This is a genomic window from Paracoccus amoyensis, from assembly GCF_014490725.1.
GTDB classification, from domain to species: Bacteria; Pseudomonadota; Alphaproteobacteria; order Rhodobacterales; family Rhodobacteraceae; genus Paracoccus; species Paracoccus amoyensis.
In genome coordinates, this window is record NZ_JACOQL010000004.1 from 20,971 (window position 1) to 46,087 (window position 25,117).

The 25,117-nt window shown below is 63.4% G+C and carries 23 protein-coding genes and 4 pseudogenes; 9 read left to right on the forward strand and 18 right to left on the reverse strand.

Translation table 11 applies throughout. From position 1 onward, the window contains the following. Nucleotides 1-67 precede the first annotated feature (67 nt). The 4 genes from H4P12_RS12655 to H4P12_RS12670 all read left to right on the forward strand — a co-directional run bounded on the left by H4P12_RS12655 (nucleotide 68) and on the right by H4P12_RS12670 (nucleotide 4,560). A complete protein-coding gene (locus H4P12_RS12655) occupies nucleotides 68-2,110 on the forward strand; it encodes a DEAD/DEAH box helicase (RefSeq protein WP_187794037.1) in 2,043 nt (680 codons plus the stop codon). Then, nucleotides 2,103-3,293, forward strand: a complete 1,191-nt coding sequence (locus tag H4P12_RS12660; protein ID WP_187794038.1) for a GIY-YIG nuclease family protein — start codon at nucleotides 2,103-2,105, stop codon at nucleotides 3,291-3,293. The genes H4P12_RS12655 and H4P12_RS12660 overlap by 8 nt, the downstream gene beginning before the upstream one ends. 63 nt (nucleotides 3,294-3,356) lie before the next feature. Next, nucleotides 3,357-3,776, forward strand: coding sequence for a hypothetical protein (locus tag H4P12_RS12665; RefSeq protein ID WP_187794039.1), 420 nt, complete (start codon nucleotides 3,357-3,359; stop codon nucleotides 3,774-3,776). Between the two features lie 106 nt (nucleotides 3,777-3,882). Next, a complete protein-coding gene (locus H4P12_RS12670; RefSeq protein ID WP_187794040.1) occupies nucleotides 3,883-4,560 on the forward strand; it encodes a hypothetical protein in 678 nt (225 codons plus the stop codon). A gap of 361 nt (nucleotides 4,561-4,921) precedes the next feature. Here the strand turns inward: H4P12_RS12670 and H4P12_RS12675 are convergent. The 5 genes and pseudogenes from H4P12_RS12675 to H4P12_RS12690 form a co-directional block, all read right to left on the reverse strand. Further along, nucleotides 4,922-5,092, reverse strand: a pseudogene (locus tag H4P12_RS12675) (transposase); the annotation flags it as partial. A gap of 79 nt (nucleotides 5,093-5,171) precedes the next feature. Further along, nucleotides 5,172-5,456 (reverse strand): annotated as a pseudogene (locus tag H4P12_RS18830) (Pvc16 family protein); the annotation flags it as partial. 18 nt (nucleotides 5,457-5,474) lie between these two features. Beyond that, complete coding sequence (locus H4P12_RS12680) at nucleotides 5,475-5,711, reverse strand: hypothetical protein (RefSeq protein WP_187794568.1); 237 nt, start codon at nucleotides 5,709-5,711, stop codon at nucleotides 5,475-5,477. An 18-nt stretch (nucleotides 5,712-5,729) separates the two neighbouring features. Further along, nucleotides 5,730-7,382, reverse strand: a complete 1,653-nt coding sequence (locus tag H4P12_RS12685) for a GMC family oxidoreductase (protein WP_187794041.1) — start codon at nucleotides 7,380-7,382, stop codon at nucleotides 5,730-5,732. Nucleotides 7,383-7,456: 74 nt separating this feature from the next. After that, nucleotides 7,457-8,764, reverse strand: coding sequence for an MFS transporter (locus H4P12_RS12690; protein WP_187794042.1), 1,308 nt, complete (start codon nucleotides 8,762-8,764; stop codon nucleotides 7,457-7,459). Nucleotides 8,765-8,983: 219 nt separating this feature from the next. Here H4P12_RS12690 and H4P12_RS12695 point away from each other — a divergent pair, with 219 nt between their 5' ends. After that, entirely contained in the window at nucleotides 8,984-9,748 is a 765-nt protein-coding gene (locus H4P12_RS12695; RefSeq protein WP_187794043.1) for an IclR family transcriptional regulator, read from the forward strand. A gap of 6 nt (nucleotides 9,749-9,754) precedes the next feature. Here the strand turns inward: H4P12_RS12695 and H4P12_RS12700 are convergent, their stop codons facing one another. Next, a complete protein-coding gene (locus tag H4P12_RS12700) occupies nucleotides 9,755-10,783 on the reverse strand; it encodes a substrate-binding domain-containing protein (RefSeq protein WP_187794044.1) in 1,029 nt (342 codons plus the stop codon). Between the two features lie 206 nt (nucleotides 10,784-10,989). Between H4P12_RS12700 and sauS the strand changes: the two are divergent. From sauS to H4P12_RS12715, 3 genes and pseudogenes are all read left to right on the forward strand, one after another. Then, nucleotides 10,990-12,398: pseudogene (gene sauS, locus H4P12_RS12705) on the forward strand (acylating sulfoacetaldehyde dehydrogenase). Further along, nucleotides 12,395-13,921, forward strand: coding sequence for an AMP-binding protein (locus tag H4P12_RS12710; protein WP_187794045.1), 1,527 nt, complete (start codon nucleotides 12,395-12,397; stop codon nucleotides 13,919-13,921). The pseudogene sauS and the gene H4P12_RS12710 overlap by 4 nt, the downstream one beginning before the upstream one ends. A gap of 156 nt (nucleotides 13,922-14,077) precedes the next feature. Further along, complete coding sequence (locus tag H4P12_RS12715; RefSeq protein WP_187794046.1) at nucleotides 14,078-15,391, forward strand: MFS transporter; 1,314 nt, start codon at nucleotides 14,078-14,080, stop codon at nucleotides 15,389-15,391. A 61-nt stretch (nucleotides 15,392-15,452) separates the two neighbouring features. Here the strand turns inward: H4P12_RS12715 and H4P12_RS12720 are convergent, their stop codons facing one another. The 11 genes and pseudogenes from H4P12_RS12720 to H4P12_RS12770 form a co-directional block, all read right to left on the reverse strand. Further along, entirely contained in the window at nucleotides 15,453-16,010 is a 558-nt protein-coding gene (locus H4P12_RS12720) for an aminotransferase class I/II-fold pyridoxal phosphate-dependent enzyme (protein ID WP_281390474.1), read from the reverse strand. A gap of 357 nt (nucleotides 16,011-16,367) precedes the next feature. Then, a complete protein-coding gene (locus H4P12_RS12725; protein ID WP_187794048.1) occupies nucleotides 16,368-16,559 on the reverse strand; it encodes a hypothetical protein in 192 nt (63 codons plus the stop codon). A gap of 9 nt (nucleotides 16,560-16,568) precedes the next feature. Continuing rightward, nucleotides 16,569-16,754 (reverse strand): FAD-binding oxidoreductase, encoded by a 186-nt coding sequence (locus H4P12_RS12730; protein WP_343069826.1) that lies wholly within the window; start codon nucleotides 16,752-16,754, stop codon nucleotides 16,569-16,571. Nucleotides 16,755-16,806: 52 nt separating this feature from the next. Then, nucleotides 16,807-17,091, reverse strand: a pseudogene (locus H4P12_RS12735) (recombinase family protein); the annotation flags it as partial. A gap of 1,017 nt (nucleotides 17,092-18,108) precedes the next feature. Further along, nucleotides 18,109-18,402 carry a transposase gene (locus H4P12_RS12740; protein WP_187794049.1) on the reverse strand — a complete coding sequence of 98 codons (294 nt, stop codon included), beginning with the start codon at nucleotides 18,400-18,402 and terminating at the stop codon, nucleotides 18,109-18,111. Nucleotides 18,403-19,059: 657 nt separating this feature from the next. Beyond that, complete coding sequence (locus H4P12_RS12745) at nucleotides 19,060-19,407, reverse strand: ATP-grasp domain-containing protein (RefSeq protein WP_187794050.1); 348 nt, start codon at nucleotides 19,405-19,407, stop codon at nucleotides 19,060-19,062. A 16-nt stretch (nucleotides 19,408-19,423) separates the two neighbouring features. Beyond that, complete coding sequence (locus H4P12_RS12750) at nucleotides 19,424-20,359, reverse strand: NAD-dependent epimerase/dehydratase family protein (protein WP_187794051.1); 936 nt, start codon at nucleotides 20,357-20,359, stop codon at nucleotides 19,424-19,426. A 110-nt stretch (nucleotides 20,360-20,469) separates the two neighbouring features. After that, a complete protein-coding gene (locus H4P12_RS12755) occupies nucleotides 20,470-21,000 on the reverse strand; it encodes a hypothetical protein (RefSeq protein ID WP_187794052.1) in 531 nt (176 codons plus the stop codon). 198 nt (nucleotides 21,001-21,198) lie between these two features. Then, nucleotides 21,199-22,023: a dienelactone hydrolase family protein gene (locus H4P12_RS12760; protein WP_187794053.1), complete on the reverse strand. Its 825-nt coding sequence runs from the start codon at nucleotides 22,021-22,023 to the stop codon at nucleotides 21,199-21,201. Nucleotides 22,024-22,062: 39 nt separating this feature from the next. After that, a complete protein-coding gene (locus tag H4P12_RS12765) occupies nucleotides 22,063-23,205 on the reverse strand; it encodes an FAD-dependent monooxygenase (RefSeq protein ID WP_187794054.1) in 1,143 nt (380 codons plus the stop codon). Continuing rightward, the gene (locus H4P12_RS12770; RefSeq protein WP_187794055.1) at nucleotides 23,202-24,119 is read right to left on the reverse strand and encodes an alpha/beta hydrolase family protein; all 918 of its coding nucleotides are present in this window, start codon (nucleotides 24,117-24,119) and stop codon (nucleotides 23,202-23,204) included. Before H4P12_RS12770 ends, H4P12_RS12765 begins: the two co-directional genes overlap by 4 nt. An 86-nt stretch (nucleotides 24,120-24,205) precedes the next feature. Between H4P12_RS12770 and H4P12_RS12775 the strand changes: the two genes are divergently transcribed. Continuing rightward, a complete protein-coding gene (locus tag H4P12_RS12775; RefSeq protein WP_187794056.1) occupies nucleotides 24,206-24,634 on the forward strand; it encodes a MarR family winged helix-turn-helix transcriptional regulator in 429 nt (142 codons plus the stop codon). A gap of 21 nt (nucleotides 24,635-24,655) precedes the next feature. Here H4P12_RS12775 and H4P12_RS12780 read toward each other — a convergent pair whose 3' ends face one another. Then, a complete protein-coding gene (locus H4P12_RS12780) occupies nucleotides 24,656-25,042 on the reverse strand; it encodes a winged helix-turn-helix transcriptional regulator (RefSeq protein WP_187794057.1) in 387 nt (128 codons plus the stop codon). Between the last annotated feature and the right edge of the window lie 75 nt (nucleotides 25,043-25,117).

A 25,117-nucleotide genomic window follows, 5' to 3' on the forward strand; every position in this document is an offset into this window, starting at 1 on the left:
CTTGATCGGGTTTTGATCGGACTGCCTACCCCTCGGGTGATGACGCCTGCTTTGTGGAGCAACGCCCATGCATAAGTCTGTCCCGTCGGTCTCCGTTACCTATGCGCAAAACGGCAACTCGACCCGCCCGAACGAACTGGGCATGCGCCCTATGCAGGAGCGTGCCTATGAGCGGCGGGGAGAGCAATACCTGCTGATCAAGTCGCCCCCCGCCTCGGGGAAAAGCCGCGCACTGATGTTCGTCGCGCTGGACAAGCTGCACAATCAGGGCCTGCGCAAGGCGATCATCGTGGTGCCGGAAAAGTCGATCGGGTCCAGCTTTGCCGATGAGCCGCTGTCGAAATTCGGCTTCTGGGCCGACTGGACGGTGACGCCGAAGTGGAACCTGTGCAACGCCCCTGGCGAAGATGGCGGCAAGGTCGGTTCGGTGCAGTCATTCCTGGACAGCGATGACCGGGTGCTGGTCTGCACCCATGCAACCTTCCGCTTCGCTGTCGATCGCTTCGGGATCGAGGCGTTCGACGACTGCCTGATCGTGGTGGATGAGTTCCACCATGTCTCGGCCAACCCCGACAACAAGCTGGGCGCGCATCTAGCCGCGTTCATCGCGCGCGACAAGGTGCATGTCGTCGCCATGACCGGATCCTATTTCCGGGGCGATGCCGAGGCGGTGCTGATGCCCGAGGACGAGGCGAAATTCGAGACCGTCACCTATACCTATTACGAGCAGCTGAATGGCTATCGGTATCTGAAAAGGCTGGATATCGGGTATTACTTCTACAGCGGCTCCTATGCCGCCGACATCGTGAAGGTGCTGGACCCGAATGAAAAGACGATCATCCATATCCCCTCGGTCAATTCGCGCGAAAGCACGAAGGACAAGATCAAGGAGGTCGAGCATATCATCGAGACGCTGGGCGAATGGCAGGGCACCGATCCCGCGACCGGGTTCCAGCTGGTGAAAACCCCCGAGGGGCGCGTGCTGCGCATCGCCGATCTGGTTGACGACGAGACCGCGAAGCGCGACAGGGTCTCGGCCGCGCTGAAAGACCCGGCCCAGAAGATGAACCGGGATCATGTCGATATCATCATCGCGCTTGGCATGGCGAAGGAAGGGTTCGACTGGATCTGGTGCGAACACGCGCTGACAGTCGGTTATCGTTCCAGCCTGACCGAGATCGTGCAGATCATCGGCCGCGCTACACGCGATGCCGAGGGAAAGACCCGCGCGCGGTTCACCAACCTGATCGCGGAACCGGATGCTTCGGAAGAGGCCGTGCGCGAGGCTGTTAACGACACGCTGAAGGCCATTGCCGCCAGCCTGCTGATGGAACAGGTGCTGACGCCGCGCTTCAATTTCACGCCGAAGGCCAAGGCGGCGGGGCCGGTCGAAGGCTTCGATTATGGCGAAGGCGGTTATGATCCGAAAAAGTGTAACATCGGCTTCAATGAAGCTCAGGGGCAGTTCCAGATCGAGATCAACGGCTTGGCGCAACCGAAAAGCAAGGAAGCCGAACGGATCGTCAGCCAGGACCTGAACGAGGTCATCACCGCCTTCGTCCAGGACAAGACCGCCATCGAGCGCGGCATGTTCGATGAGGAACTCGTGCCCGAGGAACTGACGCAGGTTCGGCTGGGCAAGATCATCCGGGACAAATACCCGACGCTGGATGCCGAGGATCAGGAGGCGGTGCGTCAGCATGCCATTGCCGCGCTGAATCTGACCCAGCAGGCGAAGGCTGCGATCAACGAAGGCAGCGGGGAGGGGGGCGGCAGCACGGCCTTCGTCGATGGCGTTCGTCGCTTCGCGATGAGCGTGACGGAACTGGACATTGACTTGATCGACCGGATCAATCCGTTCGCCGAGGCCTATGCCATCCTCTCGAAGACGATGGATGAAAACAGCCTGAAGCAGGTTGCTGCGGTGATCAATGCGCGCAAGGTGCAGCTGACGCCGGACGAGGCGCGCGATCTGGCCAGGCGGGCATTGAAGTTCAAGCAGGAACGAGGGCGGCTGCCCGACATCACCTCCGCTGACCCGTGGGAAAAGCGCATGGCGGAAGGAGTGGCTTTCCTCGCACGGATGAAGCAAGAGCAGAAGAATGGCTAAGACATTCACAGATGAAGATGATGCCCTGCTGGCCGAACTGGGGGTTGAGCCCGAGATCAAGCGCTCCGGCGGTCGGACCGCGCGTGAGGAGCGCATCATTGCCGGGTTCGAAGAAGTGCAGCGGTTCGTGGACGAGAAGGGTCATGCGCCCCGTCACAGCGAGGATGGCGGCATTTTCGAGCGGCTTTATGCCGTGCGCCTTGATCGGCTGCGAGAGCAGGCCGAATGCCGTGAACTTTGTCTTCCCCTTGACCGACAAGGGCTGCTGCAAGCTTCGCTGAGCCACCTGACCGCTCCTGACGAGGATCTGGACGACGATGCCCTCCTCGCTGAACTCGGCATTGAAGCCGAGGCACCGGCGATCACCGAACTGCGCCACGTGCGTTCAAGCGCCGAACGCAAGGCGGCAGACGAGGTCGCCAACCGCGAGGCCTGTGCCGATTTCGACAAGTTTAAGCCGCTGTTCGAACAGGTTCAGCGTGAACTCGACACCGGCATGCGTGAGACGCGCCCGTTTGAGCTGAAGGCCGAGATCGAGAAGGGGCGCTTCTTCATCGTCGGCGGCCAGAAAGCCTATGTTGCCGTGAAGGGCGAATTGATGCTGACAGATCAGGGTCGCACCGACGCCCGCCTTCGCGTGATTTTCGACAATGGAACGGAAAGCAACATGCTGATGCGCTCGCTTCAGCGGGCACTGAACAAGGACGACGCCGGGCGCCGGATCACCGATCCAGTCGCAGGCCCGCTTTTTTCGGATGAAGCCGCGACAGAAGATCAGGCCAGCGGCACGATCTATGTCCTGCGCAGCAAGTCGGACCATCCTATGGTCGCGGCAAACCGTGACTTGGTGCACAAGATCGGTGTGACGAGCAATGATGTCCAGCAGCGCATCAGGGGTGCGCACCTGCAAACCACGTTTCTCATGGCGGATGTAGAGCTGGTCGCGACCTACAAGCTCTACAACATTTCCCGCTCGAAGCTTGAAACGCTGATCCACCGCATATTCGGTGCTGTGCGCCTGGACGTTCAGATTCAGGACCGCTTCGGGCGACCGGTTGTTCCTGAGGAATGGTTCATGGTCCCGTTCTTCGTTATTGATGAAGCGGTCGAAAGAATCAAAGACGGGACGATCACGAATTACGTCTATGATCCGCAAGTGGCTCGACTGGTCGAGCGGCCTTGATCTAGTAGAGATTCTGCTTAAAGCAACTTCATTGGGTGAAATTTGCGTATTGACAGTGAGATAATGGAAATTTCGTCTATTTTGGCGAGCGAAGGATTTTCTGAGCTGGCTGGTGAGATGATGCGCTATGCTTTGGCGGTCCCGCAAAAGCTCTGGGGTGATGATACAAAGTCTGAAGAGTGGACTGAGCCAGGATCTCAAGTAGATAGAGCAATCGAGTATCTCAGGTTTCAATTGGTCCTTCCAGAAATTCAGATTCGAGAGGCGGAGAAAATTGCCGCTGCCATCAATGGGCCGGGAACGCAGTTTATGTTTGTTAGGTCCGATATTTCTGACGCCGGTGGCGAGTACGCTGAAATATTCTCTTATGATGATCATAAGGAGCTGTGGACAGCCAGCCACCGGGATCGATTAATACGGGCGCTCGATGCACTGATGTTGCGGATTGCCGAAACTCGAGGGGAAGCACGTGCCTCTGAGTGATAGGCAAGCAAGACAGCTGCGTGTTTTCTTGAGAAGGCTGCGAGCAGGGCATGCTATAGCCTCGGTGCCTGGAGGTGCTGGAAAGGCACTCGAAGCATGGGTGTTCATGGTCATTGTCGATGCAGTTCGAACAATGCCTAACTGGCATGTGACCCTGTGCCAAAGCGATAGTACGCCCCTTCCAAGAGGTGCTGCGTTTCTGTTTAGCGGGGGACCATCTGGAATTTCATCTGCTTTAGGTCGGCCTTGTTTTGCTAGAATAGAGAGGCTTGGCGGCGTGCCGCGAACGCTCGAATTGCATAATGGTGTTCAGCACATGGGCAGAAGCGGAGCGCGCCACGAATGGGATATAGCTATCGTGCCTAGTGAAATCACTAACGCTATCCGTGCCGGAAACCAATCTTACCCCCGTGGGCTTCCGATACTTGGGATAGAATGTAAGGATAAGGCGGACAACGGAAGTGTTGATGAGATGCGTCAAACACTTGCTCGAATGTATGATCTTACACACGTCTCTCAGGCAGGGCAGAATTTAACGCATCGAATGATGGATGAAAATCGTCAAGTCGGAGCTGGCCGCCGGTGGCCAGTCTACAAGACAAACTACGAAAAAGGGCTTATTGGAATACTGCGTGCCGGCGGCTTTCAGCGCGGTGCTCAAGAGTTGAGTGACCACTATCATATCAGGCGGTTCGGGCATGTGTCGCAGAATAACCACGGTACTCGTGATAATTTGCAACGCGCAGTACGAGGTGTACTTACCAATATAGATGCCTACTTGTGATCAGTGTACATGAGCATTCTTGCGGGCAGTGGCTCGTCGACTCAACACCAACTCAACAGACGAGTGCCCTTTGAGCGCCCTTGGCGCTCGCTGAATGGAGGCGGGTGCGGGTGAGTATCGGGGATATAGGGAAACATATCAAAGTCATGCTGTATAAATCATTGATTTTTCTATCTATATGGTTTCGTTTGAATATAGCCTCATAACCTGAAGGTCACAGGTTCAAATCCTGTCCCCGCAACCAACACTAATTCGCCAATCTTATCAAAAGCCTCGGTGCATCCGCCCGAGGCCTTTTTGCTGTTCGCACGCCGGGTGATCTCCCGTAGCGGCTGGTCCGTCGCCAGGCGCAAGAGGCCCGCTCGAGCGTCTTGCGACCGAGCTGGCGCTCGAGTTCGCGGATGCGGTCCTCCCGATGCCGGACGACCTTGTTGCTGGTGACGGCATCGTCTTCCGCCACGGCGACACTCCCCCCTTCGAGCATGAGCCGCCGCCAACGATACAACAGGTTCGACGCCACGCCATTCCGCCTCGGTCGGCAGAGCCTTGCCGGCCCATTCGGCATAGGCCAGCGCGTCGGGCAGGTCGCCGATGACGTCGTCGGTGGCGCGCACGCCCCAGGCGGTGACCAGATAGCACAGCTCCAGCGGCAGCGGCTGGCGGCCCAGCGTGCCGTTCGCCAGCACCCGGCGTGGATTGCAGCGCATCTCGGCATTGCCGGCGATCTGATAGAGAAACAGCGAGACGAAAGGGTCGGTTGTGTCGGCCAGCGAGGCGAAGGCCATCGGCGTGACCACGCCCACGCCGACATTCGGAATGCCCAGCTGGGCGACATGGCGCTCGACCAGCCCGACCAGCGTCTGCCCGGTATTCTCGATGACCCGCCAGTCAGCCATGCTGGATGTCCCGGTCTGTCAACACGATGATTCCTCCGAGCCCGAATGATGCCGGCTCAGGTTCATGCTGCCCGAGGCGCCGGGGCCGGCTGCGGTCGGCGGACGAGGAGGACGGACCTGCCGGTCTGGATCCCGGGGCGGGGCGCGATCCAGACCGGCGGGGGAATGAAATCCGGAGCCGATAATGCCAAAGGCATGCTCGATCCCGTGCATCTGCAGGACTTTGACGAAGGCTTCTTCGGTGGTCATTTTCATCGGCTGTTTCCTCGTCCTTCAGGCAGCTTTGTCGATACCGGCGCGGGGTCCCGCGCCGCCTTCGGCGCGACGGTCGTCAAGGACCATGCGCGCCAGCTTGGCGCCGATCATCATCGCGGGCGCATTGGTGTTGCCCGAGACGATCTCGGGCATGATCGAGCAATCGGCCACCCGCAGGCCGCGGATGCCGCGCACCCGCAGGCGCGGGTCCACCACGGCGCGCTCGTCCGCGCCCATGCGGCAGGTGCCGGTCGGGTGGTAGATCGTGGTCGAGTTCATCCGTGCCCAGGCCAGCACCTCGTCATATCCCTGCACGTCGGCGGTCGGCCGGAACTCCTCGGAGATGGCAGATTTCAGCGGCTCGGTACGCGCGAACTTGCGGGCGATCTCGATGCCGGCGACCAGCGTGTCGCGGTCGGTCTGGGTGGCAAGGTAGTTCGGCTCGATCAGCGGCGCGACCAGCGGATCGGCCGAGCGCAGCGTGATGGTGCCGCGGCTTTCCGGCCGCAGCTGGCAGACCGATTGCGTGAAGGCCGAGAAGGGATGCACCCCTTCGCCGGGACTGTCGGCCGACCAAGGCTGGATGTGGAACTGGATGTCGGGCGTCGCGAGGCCGGGCCGGGTCCGCAGGAAGCCGAAGACCAGGCTGGCCGCCATGGACATCGGGCCGGTGCGGAACAGCGCATATTCCAGCCCGATCCTGGCCTTGTTCATCAGGCTGCGCACCTCGTCGTTCAGCGTCGCCTCGCGGCATTTGAACACCAAACGGGCCTGAAGATGGTCCTGCAGGTTGCGACCGACCTCGGGTGCGTCCTGGGCGACCGCGATGCCGTGGTCGCGCAGGTGCTCGGCGTCACCCACGCCCGAGAGCATCAGGATCTGCGGCGAGCCGATGGCGCCGGCACACAGGATCACCTCGCGCGCGGCGCGGATCACCTGATGGCTGCCGTCGGGGCGCCGGATCTCGACCCCGGTGGCGTGGCCATCCTCGATCACCACGCGCCGCACCTGCGCGTTGGTGACCACGTCCAAGTTCTGCCGATGGCGGATCGGCTTCAGGAAGGCGGCCGCCGAAGAGCAGCGCCGGCCCTTGTTCACGGTCAGCTGGAAATGGCCGACGCCGTCCTGCACCGGGCCGTTGTAATCAGGGTTGTAGGGAATGCCGTTGGCCTTGGCGGCCTCGATCCACAATTCGCAGATGCGGCGGCGCAGACGCGGGTCCGAGACCTGCAGCGGACCATGCGTGCCGCGCCCCTCGCCCTCGCCGCGCTGGAAGGTCTCCAGTTCTTCGAACAGCGGGCCGACCTCGCGCCAGGACCAGCCCTCGTTGCCCATCTGCGCCCAGCGGTCGTAATCCTCGCGCTGGCCGCGGACGTAGAGCAGCCCGTTCAGCGACGAGGAGCCGCCCAGCACCTTGCCGCGCGGCCAGTGCAGCGAGCGGCCGTTCAGGCCGGGATCGGGTTCGGTCTCGTAGCACCAGTCGAAGTCCGGGTTGTGCATGGTGTGGAAATAGCCGACCGGGATATGGATCCAGGGGCTCGAGTCGCGGTTGCCGGCTTCCAGCAGGGTGACGCGGATCGCGGGATCGGCGGACAGATGGTTCGCGACCACGCAGCCGGCCGATCCGGCGCCGACGATGACGTAATCCGCCAGGTCTGATGCTTGGCTCATGTTGGCATCCTTTGCGGGCTCGCGCCCATGGTTCGGGAAGGGTGGGCCGGGCGGGCCATGCCGCCCGGCAAGGCTCAGCGACGTTCGCGGCGGCCGATCAGCACGGCGCAGACGAACGAGACCAGCGCGGCGAAGACGACATAGGCGCAAAGCCAGAACGGGTCGTTGTCGTTCGCGGCCATCAGCGCCGTCGCGATCATCGGCGTGATCCCCGAGGCGAAGATGCCCGAGAACTGATAGACGAAGGACACGCCGGTATAGCGCACGCTGGGGTCGAACAGGTCCGCGAACAGCGCCGCCTCGGGGCCGTAGCACATCGGGTAGACGATGCCGAAGGGAAGCGCGATGCCCAGGATCACCAGCAGCGGATCGCCCGTTGACATCAGCGCGAAGGCCGGGAACACGCTCAGCGCCAGCAGAAGCGAGCCGATGGCATAGGTGCGCGGCCGCCCGATCCGGTCCGAAAGCCGGCCGAAGAACGGGATGCAGACCACCATGACGATGGCGGCGCCGCAGACCGTCCACAGCGCGAAGGTCCGCTCCAGCCCGACGTATTTCGTCAGGTAGAGGATCGAGAACACCGCGAAGACGTTGAAGAACACGCCGTCGATATAGCGCGCGCCCATGCCCAGCATGACATTGGCCGGATAGCGTTTCAGCATGTCCACGAAAGGCAGGCCCTGGTCCTTGGCCCGCGATTCCGCCTTGGCCTTCTTGAACTCGGGGCTTTCCCCGATGTTGCTGCGGATCCAGGTCCCCAGCACGACCAGGATGATCGAGGCGACGAAGGCCGAGCGCCAGCCCCAGGCCATGAAGGCCTCGTCCGGCATCATGGTCAGCAGCGCCATCACGCCCGAGGCCATGAACAGGCCCAGCGACAGGCCGATCTGCGGGATCGAGGCATAGAAGCCGCGCTTGTCCTCGGGCGCGAATTCATAGGCCATAAGCACCGCCCCGCCCCATTCGCCGCCGATGCCGATGCCCTGCGCCACGCGCAGCAGCAAAAGCAGGATCGGCGCCAGGATGCCGATCTGGTCATAGGTCGGCAGAAGGCCGATCAGCACCGTAGCGCCGCCCATCAGCAGCAGCGTGATGACCAGCATGGTCTTGCGGCCGATGCGGTCGCCGAAATGGCCGAAGATGAGGCCGCCCAGCGGGCGCGCCACGAAGCCCACCGCGAAGGTGGCATAGGCCAGCAGCACCGAAATCGTCGGGTCGTCCGCCGGAAAATACAGCTTGTTGAAGACGATACCGGCGACGACGCCGTAAAGAAAGAAATCGTACCATTCGATGGTCGATCCCACGAGGCTTGCGAATACGACCTTCTTGACGTCGTTTTCCTGGTCGCCAAACGTGTTGGCGCCAGCGGTTGTTACCGCCATGACATCCTCCCTGATGCTGTGACGTTCTTTGATTGTTCAGCTGTTCCCGGCAAATCCTCCTTTGCCGTTGCATCGACGTTGCCCCAAGTTGCCGTGTCATGTCAAAGTAATTTTGAGAGTCATACTCTCATTTTTGTAAATTCATGCTGCGTGCCGGGCGGTTGGAACGGCGCCGGCAACCATGTAGAGTCTGGCCGAGAAACGACGGAAGAACCGATCATGACGAGCCTTCAGGACAAGTCCTCCCTGCCGCCAAGCTTCCGGAATCTGCAGATTCTCGAGGTTCTTGCCAGCGAGGGGCGGCCCCTGACCGCGACCGAGATCAATGCCTCGCTGAACCTGCCGGTGCCGACCATCCACCGCTTGGTCGGCAATCTGGAAGCCGAGGGGTACCTGACCCGCCATGTCGACGGGCGCAGCTACCAGCCGGGGCCGAAACTGCGGCAAATGATGCAGGGCGTCATCCGTTTCTGGCACCAGGACCTGCCGCAGCGCGACGTGCTGATTCGGCTGAACCAGCGCCTGGGCGAGACCTGCAACCTGTCGATCCCGGACGGCGACGCGATGCTCTACATCGACCGGGTCGAGACGCGTTGGCCGCTGCGCATCCAGCTTCATGTCGGTTCGCGCGTGCCGCTGCACGCCACCTCGGCGGGGAAGATGGCCCTGTCGCAGATCGACGACGGCAAGCTGGAACGCTACCTGAAACGCGCCGAACTTCATGCCTACACGGCACAGACGCTGACCGATCCCGACCGGCTGCGCGCAGAACTGCGCCAGATCCGGCAGCAGGGCTATTCGACCGATACCGGGGAATTCGTGCCCGGCATGATCGCCATGGCCGTGCCGGTGCTGGACCGTTCCGGGCAGTTGATCGCCACGGTGTCCTTCCACGCCCCGGTGCAGCGGCTGACCCTGGCCGAGGGGCTGAAATACCTGCCCGACCTGCGCGCGGCGGCCGAGGAGCTGGCCGAGCTGATGTGACGGGCGTCAGGGCCGGATCATCTCGGCCGCGATGCCGGTGCTGGCACGCATGATCAGCTCCAGCTCGACGCGGCTGCGGATCATGAAATCGGGATCCGGGCGGCCGATCGCCGTAACGATGGCCTGTCCGGCCGCGATGCCGACCTGCTGCGCCGGGATCCGCACCGTGGTCAGTGCCGGCTCCATCTGCGCCGAGCCGGCGAAATCGCCGATGCCGATCACCGACAGGCTGGCGGGAACCGCGATCCCCAGCCGGGCCGCCGCGTAGATCGCCCCCTGCGCGATCACGTCATTGGCGCAGAGCAGGGCGCTCGGCCGGTCCTCGCCGGCCAGCAGTTCCAGGCAGGCGGCCTTGGCCTGGGCGATGCTGTAGGGCACCTCGACCTGCCAGCGGTCCTGCAATTCGATCCCGGCGGCGCGGAACACCGCCGTCGCCGCCGTCTTGCGGTCCCGCGCCCGGTCGTTGTCGAAGATGGCGGGAAAGACCATGCCGATGCGGCGATGCCCCAGCGTAACCAGATGCTCGGCCGCGAGCCGCCCCGCCTCGCGATTGTCGACGCCGACGCAGGGCAGCGCCGAATCCGCCAGGTAGTTCCACAGCGCCAGCAGCGGCACGCGCTGTTCCGCGATCAGCCGGAAGGTGCCGGCGCTGTGGTCCAGCCCGACCACCGCCAGCGCATCGACGCGGTGCTCCAGCAGCTTGCGGACCAGCCGGTATTCGCTGTCCAGGTCGTAGCCATGCGAGGCCAGCAGCAGGGTGAAGCCCTGCGCGCTGACCGTGTCGTTGAAGGCCTGCACCACCTCGGCGAAGATGGTGTTGGCGACGGTCGGCACCACCAGCCCGATGGTGGCGCTGCGCCTGCCATGCATGGCCTGGGCGGCGCGATTGCGGATATAGCCGGATTTCTCGACCGCCAGTTCAACCTTCCTGCGCGTCGCCGGATGCACCAGGTCGGGGTGATTCATCACCCGCGACACCGTGGCCGGTGAAACGCCTGCAAGCTTGGCGACGAAAACGATATCTGGCTTAATCACATGATTTTCCTGATCTATCCGGACACATGATGAGAGTTTATGAAAACATTTGCAAGACTGTTTTCATCGCCTAAGGTCGAAGATCACGGCAAGAGGAGGCCGTGCCAGACCAACATTGCAGACATGGTGAGACCCGGTTTCCCGGGCCGCTGATCCATTCACCTTCCCGGCGGGCAGCCTGCCGGGAACCGGAGCAAGTGACAGGTATGAACATCTCGAACGATATTCTCTCGGTCGACGCGGCGATGGCGCGGGCACGCGGCGCGCAGGCCGGATACGAGGCAGGGGGCAGCCAAGGCCGCTACGACCGCGCCGCCCTGGCTGCCGGCTGGGCCATCATGCAACCCGAGCGCAACCGGCAACTGGCCGAGTTGGCGGTCCGCAGCACCGGGCTTGGCAATGTCGCCGACAAGATCGTCAAGAACCACCGCAAGACGCTGGGCCTCTTGCGCGACATCCGCGGCGCGGCCACGCATGGCATCCTGTCCGACGACCCCGAGACCGGCATCACCGAGATCGCCCGGCCCCTCGGCGTGATCGGCGCGGTGGTGCCCTCGACCAACCCGGCGGCGACGCCCGCGAACAACATCATCAACGCGCTGAAATGCGGCAATGCCATCCTGCTGTCGCCTTCGCCCAAGGGCGTGGCCTGCTGCGAGATGCTGCTGGGCTTCATCCATGCCGAATTCGACCGCATCGGCGAGAACCGCGATCTGGTGCAGATGCTGCCGGGCCAGGGCAGCAAGGCCAAGACCCAGCGCCTGCTGGAGACCGCCGATCTGGTGGTGGTGACCGGCAGCCAGGACAACGTGCGCCGTGCCTATGAAAGCGGCACCCCCGCCATCGGCGTCGGCGCCGGCAATGTCGCGGTGATCGTGGACGAGACCGCCGACCTAGCGGCGGCGGCCGGCAAGATCGCCGCCTCGAAGACCTTCGACAATGCCACCTCCTGCTCGTCGGAAAACGCGCTGATCGTGGTCGATGCGGCCTACGACGCCTTCCTGGCGCGCTGGCGGCCGAGGGCGGCGCGGTGCTGCCGCCGTCCGAGGCGCCGGGGATCGTCGCCCGGCTCTGGCAGGATGGGCACATGAACCGCGAGATCATCGCCCAGGATGCTGAGGTGATGATCGACAAGCTGGGCCTGGCCGGCAAGGTCCCGCCCGGCACCCGGCTGATCGCGGTCGAGACCGAGGGCATCGGCCCCGACCATCCGCTGTCGGGCGAAAAGCTCAGCCGCATCGCCGCGCTTTATCGCGCCCGCGATTTCGGCCATGCGGCCGAACTGGCGCGGCGGATCCTGCTGCATCAGGGCGCGGGCCATTCGATCGGGCTGCATTCGCGGGACGTGGACCGCCCGCTGGCGCTGGGTCACGAATTGCCGGTCTGCCGGGTCATCGTCAATCAGGCGCATTGCTTCGCCACCGGCGGCGCCTTCGACAACGGGCTGCCCTTCTCGCTGTCGATGGGCTGCGGCAGCTGGGGCGGCAATTCCATCGACGCCAACCTGAACTGGCGGCATTTCATGCAGTGCACCCGCGTCGTGCGCCCGATCCCGCCGCGCGAGCCGGCGCTGGACGAGATCTTCGGCGATTACTGGCAGGAGGTCGGGCAATGAGGCTGGATCCGCACCATCCGCCGCAAGGCACCGTCCGCGACTGGCTCGACATCCGCGCCGCCGGGCAGGGCGACGCCATGAGCCACATCTTTCCCGGCGACGGCGGCGCGCTGACCTGGCGCGAGTTGCAGGGTGAGGTCGCCCGCATCGCCGGGCACCTGGCCGGTCTGGGCCTGTCGCGCGGCGACAGCGTGGCGCTGATGATGCCCAATGGCCGCAATGCGGTGCTGGGCCTGTTTGGCGCGCTCTACGGCGGGTTTCGCGCCACGATGATCAACCTGGTCGCCGGGGCCGAGGCCGTCGGCTATGCGCTGTCGCATTCCGGCGCCCGGGCGCTGCTGCTGGATCCCGGCCAGCGCGGGCTGCTCGACAGCGCGCTGGCCGCCCATCCCGCAGAGCCCATGGTCATCGAGGCCGGGGACGGCTTCCGCTGGCCTGCCGGCTGCGACCCGGCGGCGCCGCATCCGCACGGCGCCGGGCACGATGCGCTGCTGATGTATACCTCGGGCACCACCGGCCGGCCCAAGGGCGTGCTGCACAGCCATGCCAGCCTGCTGGCCGGCGGCTGGACCACAGCGCTGGCGCATGCACTCTGCCCCGAGGACCGGGCCATCTGCGTGCTGCCGATCTATCACATCAACGGGCTTTGCGTGACCATCCTGGCGCCGCTGCTGTCGGGCGGTTCGGTGGTGGTCTGCGAGCGCTTCTCGGCCAGCCAGTTCTGGACCAGTTGCGAACGACACGGGGCCAGCTGGTTCTCGGTCGTGCCGACGATCATCTCGCATCTGCTGCATGGCGAGGGCGCGCCGTCGCCCGAGGCCCTGGCGCGGCTGCGCTTTGGCCGCTCGGCCTCCGCGGCGCTGGCGCCCGAGGTGCAGTCGGGCTTCGAGCGCCGCTTCGGCATTCCCATCGTCGAGACCATGGGTCTGACCGAAACGGCGGCGCAGATCCTGTCGAACCCGCTGCCGCCGGGCCTGCGCAAGATCGGCTCGCCCGGGCGGGCGGTGGGCAACCAGGTGGCGATCCTGTCGCCCGATCTGCGCCCGCTGCCGCCCGGAGCGGAGGGCGAGATCGCCGTGCGCGGCGCCAATGTCATGCGCGGCTATCTGGGCGACCCGGTCGCGACCGCCGCCGCGCTGACCGCGGACGGCTGGCTGCGCACCGGCGACCTGGGCCGAATGGACGCGGAGGGATATGTCTTCGTCACCGGCCGCCTGAAGGAGCTGATCATCAAGGGCGGCGAAAACATCGCCCCGCGCGAGATTGACGAGGCGCTTTACACCCATCCCGACGTGATCGAGGCCGCGGCCTTTGCCCGCAAATGCGCCCGCTACGGCGAGCGGGTCGAGGCCGCCGTCACCCTGCGCCCCGGCTCGGCGCTGCAGCCGCCCGAGCTGATCTCGATCTGCCAGCAGCGGCTGGGAGAGTTCAAGTCCCCCGACGTGATCCACTTGATGGCCGAGCTGCCTAAGGGTCCCTCGGGCAAGATCCAGCGCCTGAAGCTGGCGCAACTGACGCAATAGCGCCCGAGGGGCAGGAAGGAGAGCTCATTTTCCAGGAACCCGGCCCGGCGCCAAAAGCCCGGAGACCCGTCGAGGAGGGCGGGGCTTCAACAGGGGATCGCGCCACGGGCCTCAGACGGACGTGCCAACACATCCAGCATAATCCAGGGAGGAGACATGCTAAGGCTTACCCGCTTCAGGACGACGGACCGCGTTCTGTTCGTCATCTGCCTGATGTATCTGGTCACCTATATCGACCGGGTCAACATCAGCACCGCCGCCCCCGCCATGCAGGCCGAACTGGGCCTGACGAATTTCGAGCTGGGACTGGCGTTTTCCGCTTTCGCCTATCCCTATGCGCTGTTCCAGATCCTCGGTGGCCGCCTGGGCGACCGGCTGGGGCCGCACAAGACGCTGATCATCTGCGGCACGGTCTGGTCGGCCGCGACGGTGATGATCGGCTTCGTCGAGGGCGCGGTCTCGCTCATCATCGCGCGCGTGCTCCTGGGCATGGGCGAGGGCTCGGCCTTTCCGACCGCCACCCGGGCGCTGTCGAACTGGATGCCGGCCGAGAAGCGCGGCTTCGCGCAGGGCATCACCCATGCCTTCGCGCGCTTCGGCAATGCGCTGACCCCGCCGCTGATCGCCTTTCTGGTCATCGCGCTGTCCTGGCGGCATGCCTTCATCATCGTCGGCCTGATCAGCTTCCTGTGGGTGGCGTTGTGGTGGTGGTATTTCCGCGACGATCCCCGCAGCCACAAGGGCATCACCCCCGAAGAACTGGAAACCCTGCCCGACCAGCGGATCGTGGGCGAGCGCAAGACCCTGCCCTGGGGCCGGCTTCTGCGGCGCATGCTGCCGGTGACGATCACCGATTTCTGCTACGGCTGGACGCTGTGGCTGTTCCTGAACTGGATCCCGTCCTACTTCCTGCACCAGCACGAGTTGGACCTGAAGAAATCCGCCATCTTCGCGGCCGGCGTTTTCCTGGCCGGGGTGGTGGGCGACCTGGCGGGCGGCTGGCTCAGCGACGGCATCCTGCGCCGCACCGGCAATGTCGCCTTGGCGCGGATCAGCGTCATCGTCCTAGGCTTCCTCGGCGCATTCGCCTGCATGCTGCCGGTGATGTTCTCGACCGACTTGGTGACGGTGGCGATCAGCCTCAGCGCGGCCTTCTTCTTCGCCGAACTGATCGTGGCGCCGATCTGGGCCACGCCGATGGACATCGCGCCGCAATACTCCGGCACCGCCAGCGGCTTCATGAACTTCGGCTTCGGCCTGGCCGGGATGATCTCGCCCATCGTCTTCGGGCTGATCATCGACCTGACCGGGCGCTGGGATCTGCCCTTCGCGGCCTCGCTGGTCCTGCTGCTGGTGGGCGCGGCCTGCGCGCTGCTGATCCGCCCGGACCGCCCGTTCCGCGACGATCCCACCGATGACGACGAAGGTCTTGGATGCGATCCGCAGCTGGCCGGTGCGGTGTCGAAGTGACGAAAGGGGCCTGCCCCGGCGGGCAGGCCCTGTCTTGCGGCCGCCATCGCCGAGGCGGAGATTACCGCGGCGCAGGCGAACGGCATCTTTTCCGCCTAGGGCAGGGCATCCAGGAAGGCGTCGTTTTCGGCCGGGGTGGCGATGGTGACGCGGGCCCAGTCCAGGGAAGGCGGCTCTTGCCAGCCCTTGACCAGCACGCCCCGACGCCGCAGCGCCTCGGCGAAATCCGCGGCCGGGTCGGGGTGCGGAAGAACAGGAAATTGGCCTGGCTCGGGACTACCTCATGGCCCGCGGCGGTCAGCACGGCGGACAGTCGCGCGCGCTCGGACCGCGCCAGCGCGACGGTGCGGGCCAGATGCGCCTGGTCCTGCAAGGCGGCCCGCGCGGCGGCGCCGGCGAAGGCCTTCACGGCGAAGGGGTTGCGGGTTTTGTGCAAGGCCCGCGTCAGCGCGGGCGACGCGCAGAGCCCATAGCCCACCCGCCCGCCAGCCAGGCCATAAGCCTTGGAAAAGGTGCGCAGCGAGATCCAGTCCAGCCCCGCCTCGCGCATGATGGCGCAAGGGTCGAAGGCCAGCGCGGGATCGAGATATTCGCGATACGCCTCGTCGAAGACCACCAGCGTGCCCTGCCGGGTTCGAGGGCGAGGAGAAGATCAGCACCCGTGCCGGCTTGCGCAGCGCCTCGACCAGGCCCGGCAGGGGAAAGCACCAGTCCTCGGCAAAGCGGACCTTTTCGACCCGGGCGCCGAAGACCTGCGCGCCGAACTCGTGCAGGCCGAAGCTGGGGCAGGCCGAAGCTGGGGCAGGCCGAAGCTGGGGCAGATTGTCACCACCCCGTCGCCAGCGCGCAGCACGATGCGATAGAGCGCGCCGATCAGGTCCTCGGAGCCGTTGCCGACGATCACCGCCTCGGGGTCGATGTCGGTCGCGGTGCCGATGGCCTCGCGCAGGGCCAGGTCGGCCGCGTCGGGATAGCGCTAGATCCCGGCGGCGCAGTCGCGCATCGCCGCGATGGCGGCGGGGGCGGGGCCCAGCGGGTTTTCGTTGCTGTCGAGCTTGGCCCGCGCCTCGACGCCGTAGACTTGGCGAAAGCGATCCAGCGCCAGGCCGGCGTTGTAATCCGCCAGCGCGGCGATTTCGGGACGGATCAGGGACGTGTCCTGCGGCATGGCTTGCCTCTACAGATCGAAAATCTTGCCGGGGTTCATGATGCCCCGTGGGTCGACGGCGAGGTTCAGCCGCCGCATCAGCTCCAGCTCCAGCTCCAGCGCCGGGCCGTGCTCGGCGGCCATGTAGTCCTTCTCGCCCAGGCCGACGCCATGCTCGCCGGTGGCGGTGCCCTCCATCGCCAGCGCGAGTTCCACCAGGCGGGCGCAGGAGGGCTTCGACTACCTCGCGGTGGTCATGGAACTTCGCGATATCGGCGAGCTTGCGCGACAGCCGGTCCATCGCTTCGGTCAGGACGATGTCGGACTTCCCCGCCTTGGCATCGCGCTGCAAAGCTTCGATCCCGGGACGGAACATGCTGGCGCCCGAGATCCCCCGGTCCTGGTAGGTGCCGGCGACCTGCCAGCCTTCGCGCGCGGCGAGATCGCGGCAGGAGTCGATCTGGTCCTCGATCGAGGCATCGCGCTGCTTGTCTGTCGAGAAGCGGGCGTCGATCGCCACGCGCAATTCTTGCTTCGCCATCGGGCGTCTCATTCGAGGCGGAAGGGATCAGCCGGGATCGGCGGCATGATCGCGACTCGCGGCATCGCAGGCGAGGGCGCGCAGAAAATGGTGAAACAGGTCGTGCGAGGAATCATTCTGACTGCGTCGGATGCCGCGCGGTCTGGTGATTCCCGGCAAGGGGTTTGTCGCTGGTGTCCGCCAAAAGGGCCGAAGCAGACGGGCGGGAAGAGCCAAAGCGGAGGTCGCCGTCTATGCGGCGCTGTCCTTCCTGGCAATATCTCTCCGGTCTCGCGCCATGGGCCGAGCTGCTCCTTGCGCCGGCGGGCAGGGCCCGTCGGCGTTCGCTGATGATGATCCTGTGCGGGGATGATCCCGCTGCCGCTCAGATGATCATGGGCATGGGGAGGGCTCTCTCAGGGCAAAACCCGACTCTCGGGTCTCAGGAATGTGGATAACCATCTGAAAATACGGAAATCTCACTTTCAAGAGGGGCGGGCCGGAGATGGCTGTCGTTCCTGGATGTCCGCGACCACCGCATCTGGATCGGTCCACGAGGCAATAGCCGGGCGCAACGGAACATCGGACGCGAATTATCCGGATTTTACGGGGCAGGGCGTATGATCCGGCTTCCAGATCGCCGAGTCCTCATTCGGAAAACTCCGGCCTTTCCGGGTATAGCCGCCTGACGACGGCCTTGCGCATGCGGATAGCGAGGCTGTCGTGGAAGATCTCCGTCGCCCGTTTCCGCTCAAGCGGGGGAGCCAGCCGTCCGGCCACCGCCAGTTTGAAAAGAATAGCCAATCCAGATCATGGATCCTGATGAAGACCAGCCCCTGTTTTACCGATTCCCGGGTGAGCGGCAGGCAGATCACCCGACTGGCGCCGTATTCCGCGCGCAGCCCCTCTTGATGGGCCTCGCGCCGAATCAGCCCCTCACCTCCGTTTCACCCGATGGCTCGTGGTAGGACGAGGAGCGCGAGATCGACAGAAGACGGCACTGCGCCCCGATCGACAGCACAGGATGGTCCCGCTCGATCATCCTGCGCCTCACTTGCCGGCGCACGGCTTGAGCTTTCGTGACAAAAAATCGTTGGCTACGGCCAGCTCTCCAATCTTGGCATGCAACGACCGGACCGTCTCCTCGTCCACCTCCGCAGGCTTTCTACCACCGGGTTCAAAGATGTCTGCCGCCCCGTCGAGCAGCGCTTTCTTCCACTGGTGGATCATCGTCGGATGCACGCCGTATTCGGCCGCCAGTTCCGACACCATGCGCTCGCCCTTCAAAGCCTCCAGCGCCACGCGCGCCTTGAAGCCCGCGTCATGGTTCCTGCGTTTCCGCATCTCTGATCTCCTCGTCCTTGGAGACCAGCAAACGTCAGATCGTAGCTTCCGTCACTGTCCGATTTCCGGGGCGTAGCTCAGGGAGGTGGTTCTGCCGGAACTGGTTTTCGGGTAGAGAACGGTATGGAGAGATCAGGGGAGCCGGAGCCAGTCTCGCTTCGTCATCCGAGAACCGAACCGGCTCACGCCATCTTCGCATCAGGTCGCCATCTGGGGCGTTGCGATTGACGGGATTGGCACCCTTCGCGGCATAACCCGATCATGGTGGGCGCAGACACCATGCGCAAGGGCGAAAAACCGATGCGCGGTCCTGACAACCAATGCGCCGGGCGCTCCCCCAGCGGGCGGATATCACTGAAAGCTTTCTTTTCTATGTCGTCGGTTATGTCTATTTGGCATGAGGCATGATCTGAGGATTGCGGCGGTTGTTTCGGCTATAATCCACATCATCAAGCAGACGAACGAGTAAGTTCGGATGCTTTATAATAGTGTTCAAATCCTGTCCCCGCAACAAAAAATTACTTTAAGATCAGATCCTTACGCCCCGCCAAAACGCGGGGCTTTCGTGCATCAGAAATCCACATCAACACCACATCGGAAAAACCGAAACAGCACGCATTCGCGGGCAGGGGCAGTGCATCTAGCCTGATGTTTGTGTCAACTGCGTCCGATTCTGACATAACCATACCTCATGAGCACGCGCGCGCCGGTGGCAATGATCTCGCCGCGGTGCTTGGACAATTTCAGCAACTCGTCATTGGTATCGCTGGCATAGACGACATCGGCGCGGGTCTCGATCGCAAGCGCCTTAAGTTGCGGGATGAACCGTGGATCGGTCCCCGGAACAAGTGGGTGCATCTCATCGGCCTCAGCGTTCCAGAACCGATAGGGGACAGCCTCGGCACCGATGATATAATACGGCTGATCGGCAAGGCGCAGCGCACGGCAGACATTGATGCCGGGCCCCTCTCTGGCATTAGGGACAAGAACACGAATGGGATCCATGATGATCTCTTTTTTTTCAGTCGAGTTTGGACAGGATGGCGGCTTCGAGCGGCGTCCAGTCGCTTGCCTGGGTGTCTTTGCTTTCAGAAAGGTGCCGGGCGATCTGAGCCAAACGCTCGGCGAGTGGATTGGCCGGAGCCCAGCCGAAACGAACGATGAAGCGGGTTGGGTCGGCGGCGCAATGTACGTCGCGAAACGGATACCAGTCTCTGGGGCGTGCGGTGCCGGCGGCGTCTCCAACGGTGCGGATGTCAACCGGCAAGCCTGCCGCCTTGGCGAGCATTTCAGGCAGTTGAACGGCCGTCACCAGCTGCGGGTCGGCCACGTTGAAGCTGGCGAACCCTTCTGGGCGCGTATCCAGCCACCGACAGACGGCCGCCCCGAGATCATCTTCGTGCAGAAAGTGGTACTCGGCCGTGCCTTGTCCCGGCACGAGCACAGGGCGACCGGCCGCGATGCGGCGCAGGAACCAGGCTTCGCGGTCCAGATCGTTGTTGGGGCCGCAGATATAGGGCGGACGCAACGCCACCCCCGACCGAAAACCGCCATTGCGATAGACCTCCTCCACATCGGTCTTGTCCCGCCCGTAGTCGCCCCAGGCCGACCCACCCCCGACCGGCGCATCTTCACCAGGCGGATGCAGCGCGGCATCGGCGTAGACAGCGGCGCTCGAAATCACAAGCGCATCGGGCGTGCGCCCCCCGAGGCTTGCGATCAACGTGGCGGCCTGTTGGCCGGAATAGCAATTCGTATCGACCACCGCATCAAAGGACTGGCCAGCGAGAGCCGCGTCCAGCGCATCGGGGTCATTGCGGTCCGCGACAAGCTGCCGGGTGCCCTGGATCGGGCGATTGCCGCGGTTCAACAGCGTCACGCCATGCCCCTGCGTCAACAACGCGCGCACGACCGCCTGCCCGACGAAGCCGGAACCCCCCATGATCAGAAGCTTCATTCCACAGTCTCCATCATTAAGCCTTTGCCGGTCAGCGTGGTTCGGATCAGGGCCGCGTCGCAGAAATCGTTATCTTCCTTAATCAGGCGATCATGAACATCGGGCATTCATCACCAGGTGACAAGTGATGTCGGGCAGCGCTCACTTGCAGGCCGCTGCTCGAGCAATTCGTTGAGGAGCCAGCCAGTGCCTGCACTATCAATTTCAATATCCAAGTTTGCAGGACCAGCCTCAGCGATCAGGGCTTCGTAGGCTGCTTGATGGTCTTGCTGTCGTATGAGGCCAACGCGTATGAGGCCAACGTCTGATCGCCATCCGAAGCGATAGTCCTCTTCGGGCGACGGACCCATGGCCAAACCATAGAGGGTTGTTTCTGTCACAAAGATTGCCCATGTTTCGTCGCGGATCAGCGGAGTTCCGTCCGGGAACTTCGGCACGGCGATGGGCATGAAATAGGGCCTGCTTAGATCGAAGATTGCCTCGTAGCCTAGATACAGCCCGTTTTCCAACGGCACACAAACTCCGTACTTCCTGTCGTAAGCAGTGAACAGCCATGCGGCTGGAAGCAAAAGGCCAATCAAGGCGAATGCCGTCGCTGCCTTTGCCGTTCCTGCCAGATGGCTGTTTCCGTGGCCCTTCAAGCGAGTTGCCCACCGTTCCGCTATCGAAATGCGCTGAATCGGGGGTCGGTGCGGACCCGTCCCGCAAAGCGCCCCGATTAAGTATCCGTTATCGCATATGGCTCGCCGGTGTGAATGCCATTGCCATTGCCGTGATCTCGATGGCTGGTCTTATTGGCACGCGCCGGCTTCGCAACCGCCGATTGGTCCGGCAACCGGTCAATCGCCACCCCGGCCCATTGCTTTTGGCTTCAGGCGTCGCTTCAGGAAAGCAATCGTTTCCTCTACGGCGCTTTGCGTCAGCTCTCCCTCTTGGTCGATCAGGTGAGCCGTCATGACGCTGTGGGGGGCGGGGACGTGTTCCCTGAAAAAGGGAGGCGGATCAGGGTTTGCCGCGGTGTCCGGCAGGACGCGACCATCGAAGTGCGCCCCTAGGGCGACCTCATAGGCCGCGAAACGGCCCGCGCGACAGAAGGGATCGCCCGCGAAGCGCCAGGCCAGCACCGACAGGTCTTCCTTGTGCAGCCGATCGCGGATTTGCGCCAGCTCGTCCGGTGGACTTTCCACCGCTTCCGGATCGTCCAGCGGCAGGGCGGGCTGACACAGGACCGGAGCCAGCATCGACGGTTCCAGCATCATTGACAGCGCAAAATTCCCGGTGAAACACATGCCCACCGCGCCCGCACCCGGACCGCCACATTCGCGATGCGCCAGCTTTGCAAGCGCGCGCAGCCATGAGGTGATGGGACTGCTGCCCTGACCCGCAAGAGCGCGGAACTCGGCCGCAACACAGGCGCGTTTGAAGACCCGGGCACCGGCATCGGCCGTTCCTTCCGCCCCGTCCGCACCGAATAGCGAAGGCATCCAGACCGAAAACCCCGCGTCGCGCACCCAGCGGCCAAAGCGGATCACTTGCGGGCTTAATCCTGGCATTTCAGGCATCACGATGACAGCGGGACCTTGCCCTCCGACATGGACGCGACGGCTGATCGCGTCGAAGGTGATCTCGCGCGTCTCGAAATCTTCCAGATTGTCGTCAAGCATGGCTTTCTACCTTTCTTCGCTGTGGTGCGAGCCTCTCCATCAATCTGCACCCGCCAGCAGGTTTGCGATGTTGCGCCGAACAGCGGGAAGGGACGATACCAGCCGAATGATGCCATTGCGGATAATCCGAAATGGCCGTGTGCGCAGGGTCGCCAACTTGGTCAGTCGGTCCGTCATGCGAAGAATTTTTTGCGCCGCCGCCGTCTGGTTTGCCGCATAGTCGTCAAGTGCTTCTTCACGTTGGTCGCGCAGGGCGGTAGCCAACGCGGTCGTCAGCGCCACCGCATCGCGCAGACCCAGATTCATGCCTTGCCCTCCGGCCGGCGAATGGACATGCGCAGCGTCGCCAAGCAGCAGGACCGGGCCTTCGCGAAACCGCGTCGCCAGTTTGTGATGAACCCGAAAGCGCGATCCCCAAAGGATTTCGCGGACCCTGCCACCGCGTCGCGGCCCGCGCTGGTCGATGATGGCCTGGACATCGGCGACGGTCGGTTCTGCGGGTGCATCTGGATATTGTGCGACGATGCGATAGCGATCCTGCGACATTGGTGCGACCACCAGCGTCCCTTCATCCGAAAAAAACAACGTCACCTCGTCCCGCGGCAGAGGCCAGTCCATCCTCACATCGGCCAGCAGGAACGAGCCATAGGTTTCGCCGGGGAATCCGATGCCGGCCTGTTGGCGGATGGTGCTGTTCTGGCCGTCGGCGCCCACGACGAAGCGTGCCCTGACCGTTTGGCCATCGTTGAAGGTCACGACGGCCCCGCTGTCTGCGATTTCCAGTTTCATGGCGGTCAGCGGTCTGATGACCTGATGCCCCAGTTCGGCAAGACGTTCCGTTAGTATCGCCTCGGTTTCATCCTGCGGGATCATCAGTGCAAAGGGTGGCGCATGACGCAGGGCCGCAAAATCAGCGTGCAACAGCACCCGGTCCCGGTCGCGGGTGCGAAAGCTTGTGACTCTGACCCCCTGCGCAATCATCCGGTCAACCACACACAGATCGGCAAGTGCAGCCAAAGTGCCAGCGTGAATGACCGCGGCCCGCGATGTATTCTGTGCCTCGGGCAGCGCGTCGATGATGGCGAAGTCCATGCCGCGCACTGCCAGGCCGATCGCCAGCGCCAGGCCGGTGGGACCGGCACCGACGATCAGGATGTCCACATCTTCAGGTAGCTGTTTCATCCCTGACCTCCGAGGATTCGCGTTGGCCCTGAAATCTCTTGATCGATATTTACGGTTGGAAAGTTTGCCTGTCTGATCAGCCAATCTGCCACCTGAGGCCACAGCGTCTCACGATTGCGGTCCCTGAAAAAGCCCATATGCCCGATGGGTCCGTTTCCGTTCGCGGCCGGATCGATTTGGCGACGATCCACCGTCGCCTTCGTGAAATGTGCGTTGAAAAGGTCGATGGCCGGTGCGGTCGCCCACGGATCGTCGTCGAAACCGATACTGAGCAGCGGGATATCGACCTCGGCGAACTGCCGCGCGGCATCCAGCAACGGGTCGCTGAAGAAATAATCCTTCATCACGATCCACCGCCCCCATTCCCGCATGGCAGCAGAGGGAATATCCTCGCCGATACCCAGCATCCTGGCCGGAAAGTGCCCGGACAGTCTGGATAGGGTTGGGACAATCGCCCGAAACACGGTCGCGATTCGCAGCCTTTCGGCCCGGCCGCGCACCAGCCGCAGCGCGCCGGCGTGGCTGGCAATCAGCGCGGCCGCTGTCAGCGGCTTGCTGTTGCCGCCCAGCCCGATTGCATGGCCGCCGAGGCTGTGGCCGATGGCCAGCAGCGACGCGTCAGGCAGGCTTTGCTCGGCCCATGCCGTAACGGCGGGAACGTCTTGTGTCATCCAGCCATGCATTGTCAGATTTTGGTTCGACGGGAGGCGCGCGGAGGGACCAACGCCGCGATAGTTATAGGTAATGACACGGAAGCCTTTGGTGATCAGAAACGCCGCGAAAGGCCAATACATGCTTTCCCGCACGGCCGTGGCCGGATGGATCAGGACGACCGGCCCCTGATTGCTGTCCTTGGAATGAAGGGTCAGACCGACCTCGCCGCCGTCAGCGCATCGGGTGGTATGTTGTTGCATTCGCGCTCCGATCCGGTATCAGTTACTTCGTACGCGAAATAGTTATTTCGTGTGCGAAGTAAATTCAACCCCAGTGATCTCAGCCCATGGATAACCCCACGTCACCGCCGCCCCGACTGATTTACCTGCTCACCACCGCGCAGCGCCGGCTGGAAGCCTGGATCGAACGTGAGACGCAGGGAATGAGCACGGCCCGCATTGGTCTGTTGCTGGCCCTGCCAGCGGAGGGTGGTCTGAATATGTCCGGCCTTGCGCGCGCGTTGGACCTTGGGGCACCGTCGCTCACCGGGCTTGTCGACAGGATGGCAAAGTTCGGGCTGGTCAGACGGATTCCCGATCCCGAAGACGGCCGATCCTCATTGGTCGTCCTGACAGATCAGGGCCGAGATTTGCGGCAGCAGGCCCTTGCGCACACAAAGAAGCTGAACGGGCAGCTTGCCAAGGGCTTTTCCGATGAGGAGATCGCCATCGTTGCGCGCTGGCTGGAAACGGTGCGTGACCGATACTCGCAGTGATCGCGCTCAAGGTAACAAGCCTCAGGCCTGCGCCCGCGCGTCGTATCTTGCCTTTGCCCGTTCGACCGTTTCAAGTTCCTTCGCGATCCAGCCGGTCAGTCCCTCCATGACGGCCAGCAGGCCTTCGCCCGATTTTGTCAGGGAATAGCTGACCTTCGGCGGAATGCTCGGCTCGACATGGCGGTCTATCAACCCGTGCCGACACAGTTTCTTCAGCACCTCGGACAGAACCCGCTCACTGATCCCCTCGACCTCGTTCCTGATTTCGAAGAACCGCTTCGTTCCGCTTTTCAGTGACCATAGGATAAGCAGCGGCCATCGGCTGGTGATGAGTTCGAACAGATGGCGGCCGGGGCAATTGCTTTGCATCGGGTTCGCGTATTCCGATGCGGGGGTACTTACTTCCATGTCAGTCCTTCATTTTCAGATCCGTGCTTCAATCCATAAGCGGCTTATTTATTGTAAGCCCATGATCGAGGAATC

What these genes read in the sequence shown, in the direction of transcription:
- H4P12_RS12655 (WP_187794037.1), top strand. Translation starts at nt 68, where the DNA reads ATGCATAAGTCTGTCCCGTCGGTCTCCGTTACCTATGCGCAAAACGGC.
- H4P12_RS12660 (WP_187794038.1), top strand. Translation starts at nt 2,103, where the DNA reads ATGGCTAAGACATTCACAGATGAAGATGATGCCCTGCTGGCCGAACTG.
- H4P12_RS12665 (WP_187794039.1), top strand. Translation starts at nt 3,357, where the DNA reads ATGGAAATTTCGTCTATTTTGGCGAGCGAAGGATTTTCTGAGCTGGCT.
- H4P12_RS12670 (WP_187794040.1), top strand. Translation starts at nt 3,883, where the DNA reads ATGGTCATTGTCGATGCAGTTCGAACAATGCCTAACTGGCATGTGACC.
- H4P12_RS12680 (WP_187794568.1), bottom strand. Translation starts at nt 5,711, where the DNA reads ATGAAAATGACCACCGAAGAAGCCTTCGTCAAAGTCCTGCAGATGCAC.
- H4P12_RS12685 (WP_187794041.1), bottom strand. Translation starts at nt 7,382, where the DNA reads ATGAGCCAAGCATCAGACCTGGCGGATTACGTCATCGTCGGCGCCGGA.
- H4P12_RS12690 (WP_187794042.1), bottom strand. Translation starts at nt 8,764, where the DNA reads ATGGCGGTAACAACCGCTGGCGCCAACACGTTTGGCGACCAGGAAAAC.
- H4P12_RS12695 (WP_187794043.1), top strand. Translation starts at nt 8,984, where the DNA reads ATGACGAGCCTTCAGGACAAGTCCTCCCTGCCGCCAAGCTTCCGGAAT.
- H4P12_RS12710 (WP_187794045.1), top strand. Translation starts at nt 12,395, where the DNA reads ATGAGGCTGGATCCGCACCATCCGCCGCAAGGCACCGTCCGCGACTGG.
- H4P12_RS12715 (WP_187794046.1), top strand. Translation starts at nt 14,078, where the DNA reads ATGCTAAGGCTTACCCGCTTCAGGACGACGGACCGCGTTCTGTTCGTC.
- H4P12_RS12725 (WP_187794048.1), bottom strand. Translation starts at nt 16,559, where the DNA reads ATGCCGCAGGACACGTCCCTGATCCGTCCCGAAATCGCCGCGCTGGCG.
- H4P12_RS12740 (WP_187794049.1), bottom strand. Translation starts at nt 18,402, where the DNA reads ATGCGGAAACGCAGGAACCATGACGCGGGCTTCAAGGCGCGCGTGGCG.
- H4P12_RS12745 (WP_187794050.1), bottom strand. Translation starts at nt 19,407, where the DNA reads ATGGATCCCATTCGTGTTCTTGTCCCTAATGCCAGAGAGGGGCCCGGC.
- H4P12_RS12750 (WP_187794051.1), bottom strand. Translation starts at nt 20,359, where the DNA reads ATGAAGCTTCTGATCATGGGGGGTTCCGGCTTCGTCGGGCAGGCGGTC.
- H4P12_RS12760 (WP_187794053.1), bottom strand. Translation starts at nt 22,023, where the DNA reads ATGCTTGACGACAATCTGGAAGATTTCGAGACGCGCGAGATCACCTTC.
- H4P12_RS12765 (WP_187794054.1), bottom strand. Translation starts at nt 23,205, where the DNA reads ATGAAACAGCTACCTGAAGATGTGGACATCCTGATCGTCGGTGCCGGT.
- H4P12_RS12770 (WP_187794055.1), bottom strand. Translation starts at nt 24,119, where the DNA reads ATGCAACAACATACCACCCGATGCGCTGACGGCGGCGAGGTCGGTCTG.
- H4P12_RS12775 (WP_187794056.1), top strand. Translation starts at nt 24,206, where the DNA reads ATGGATAACCCCACGTCACCGCCGCCCCGACTGATTTACCTGCTCACC.
- H4P12_RS12780 (WP_187794057.1), bottom strand. Translation starts at nt 25,042, where the DNA reads ATGGAAGTAAGTACCCCCGCATCGGAATACGCGAACCCGATGCAAAGC.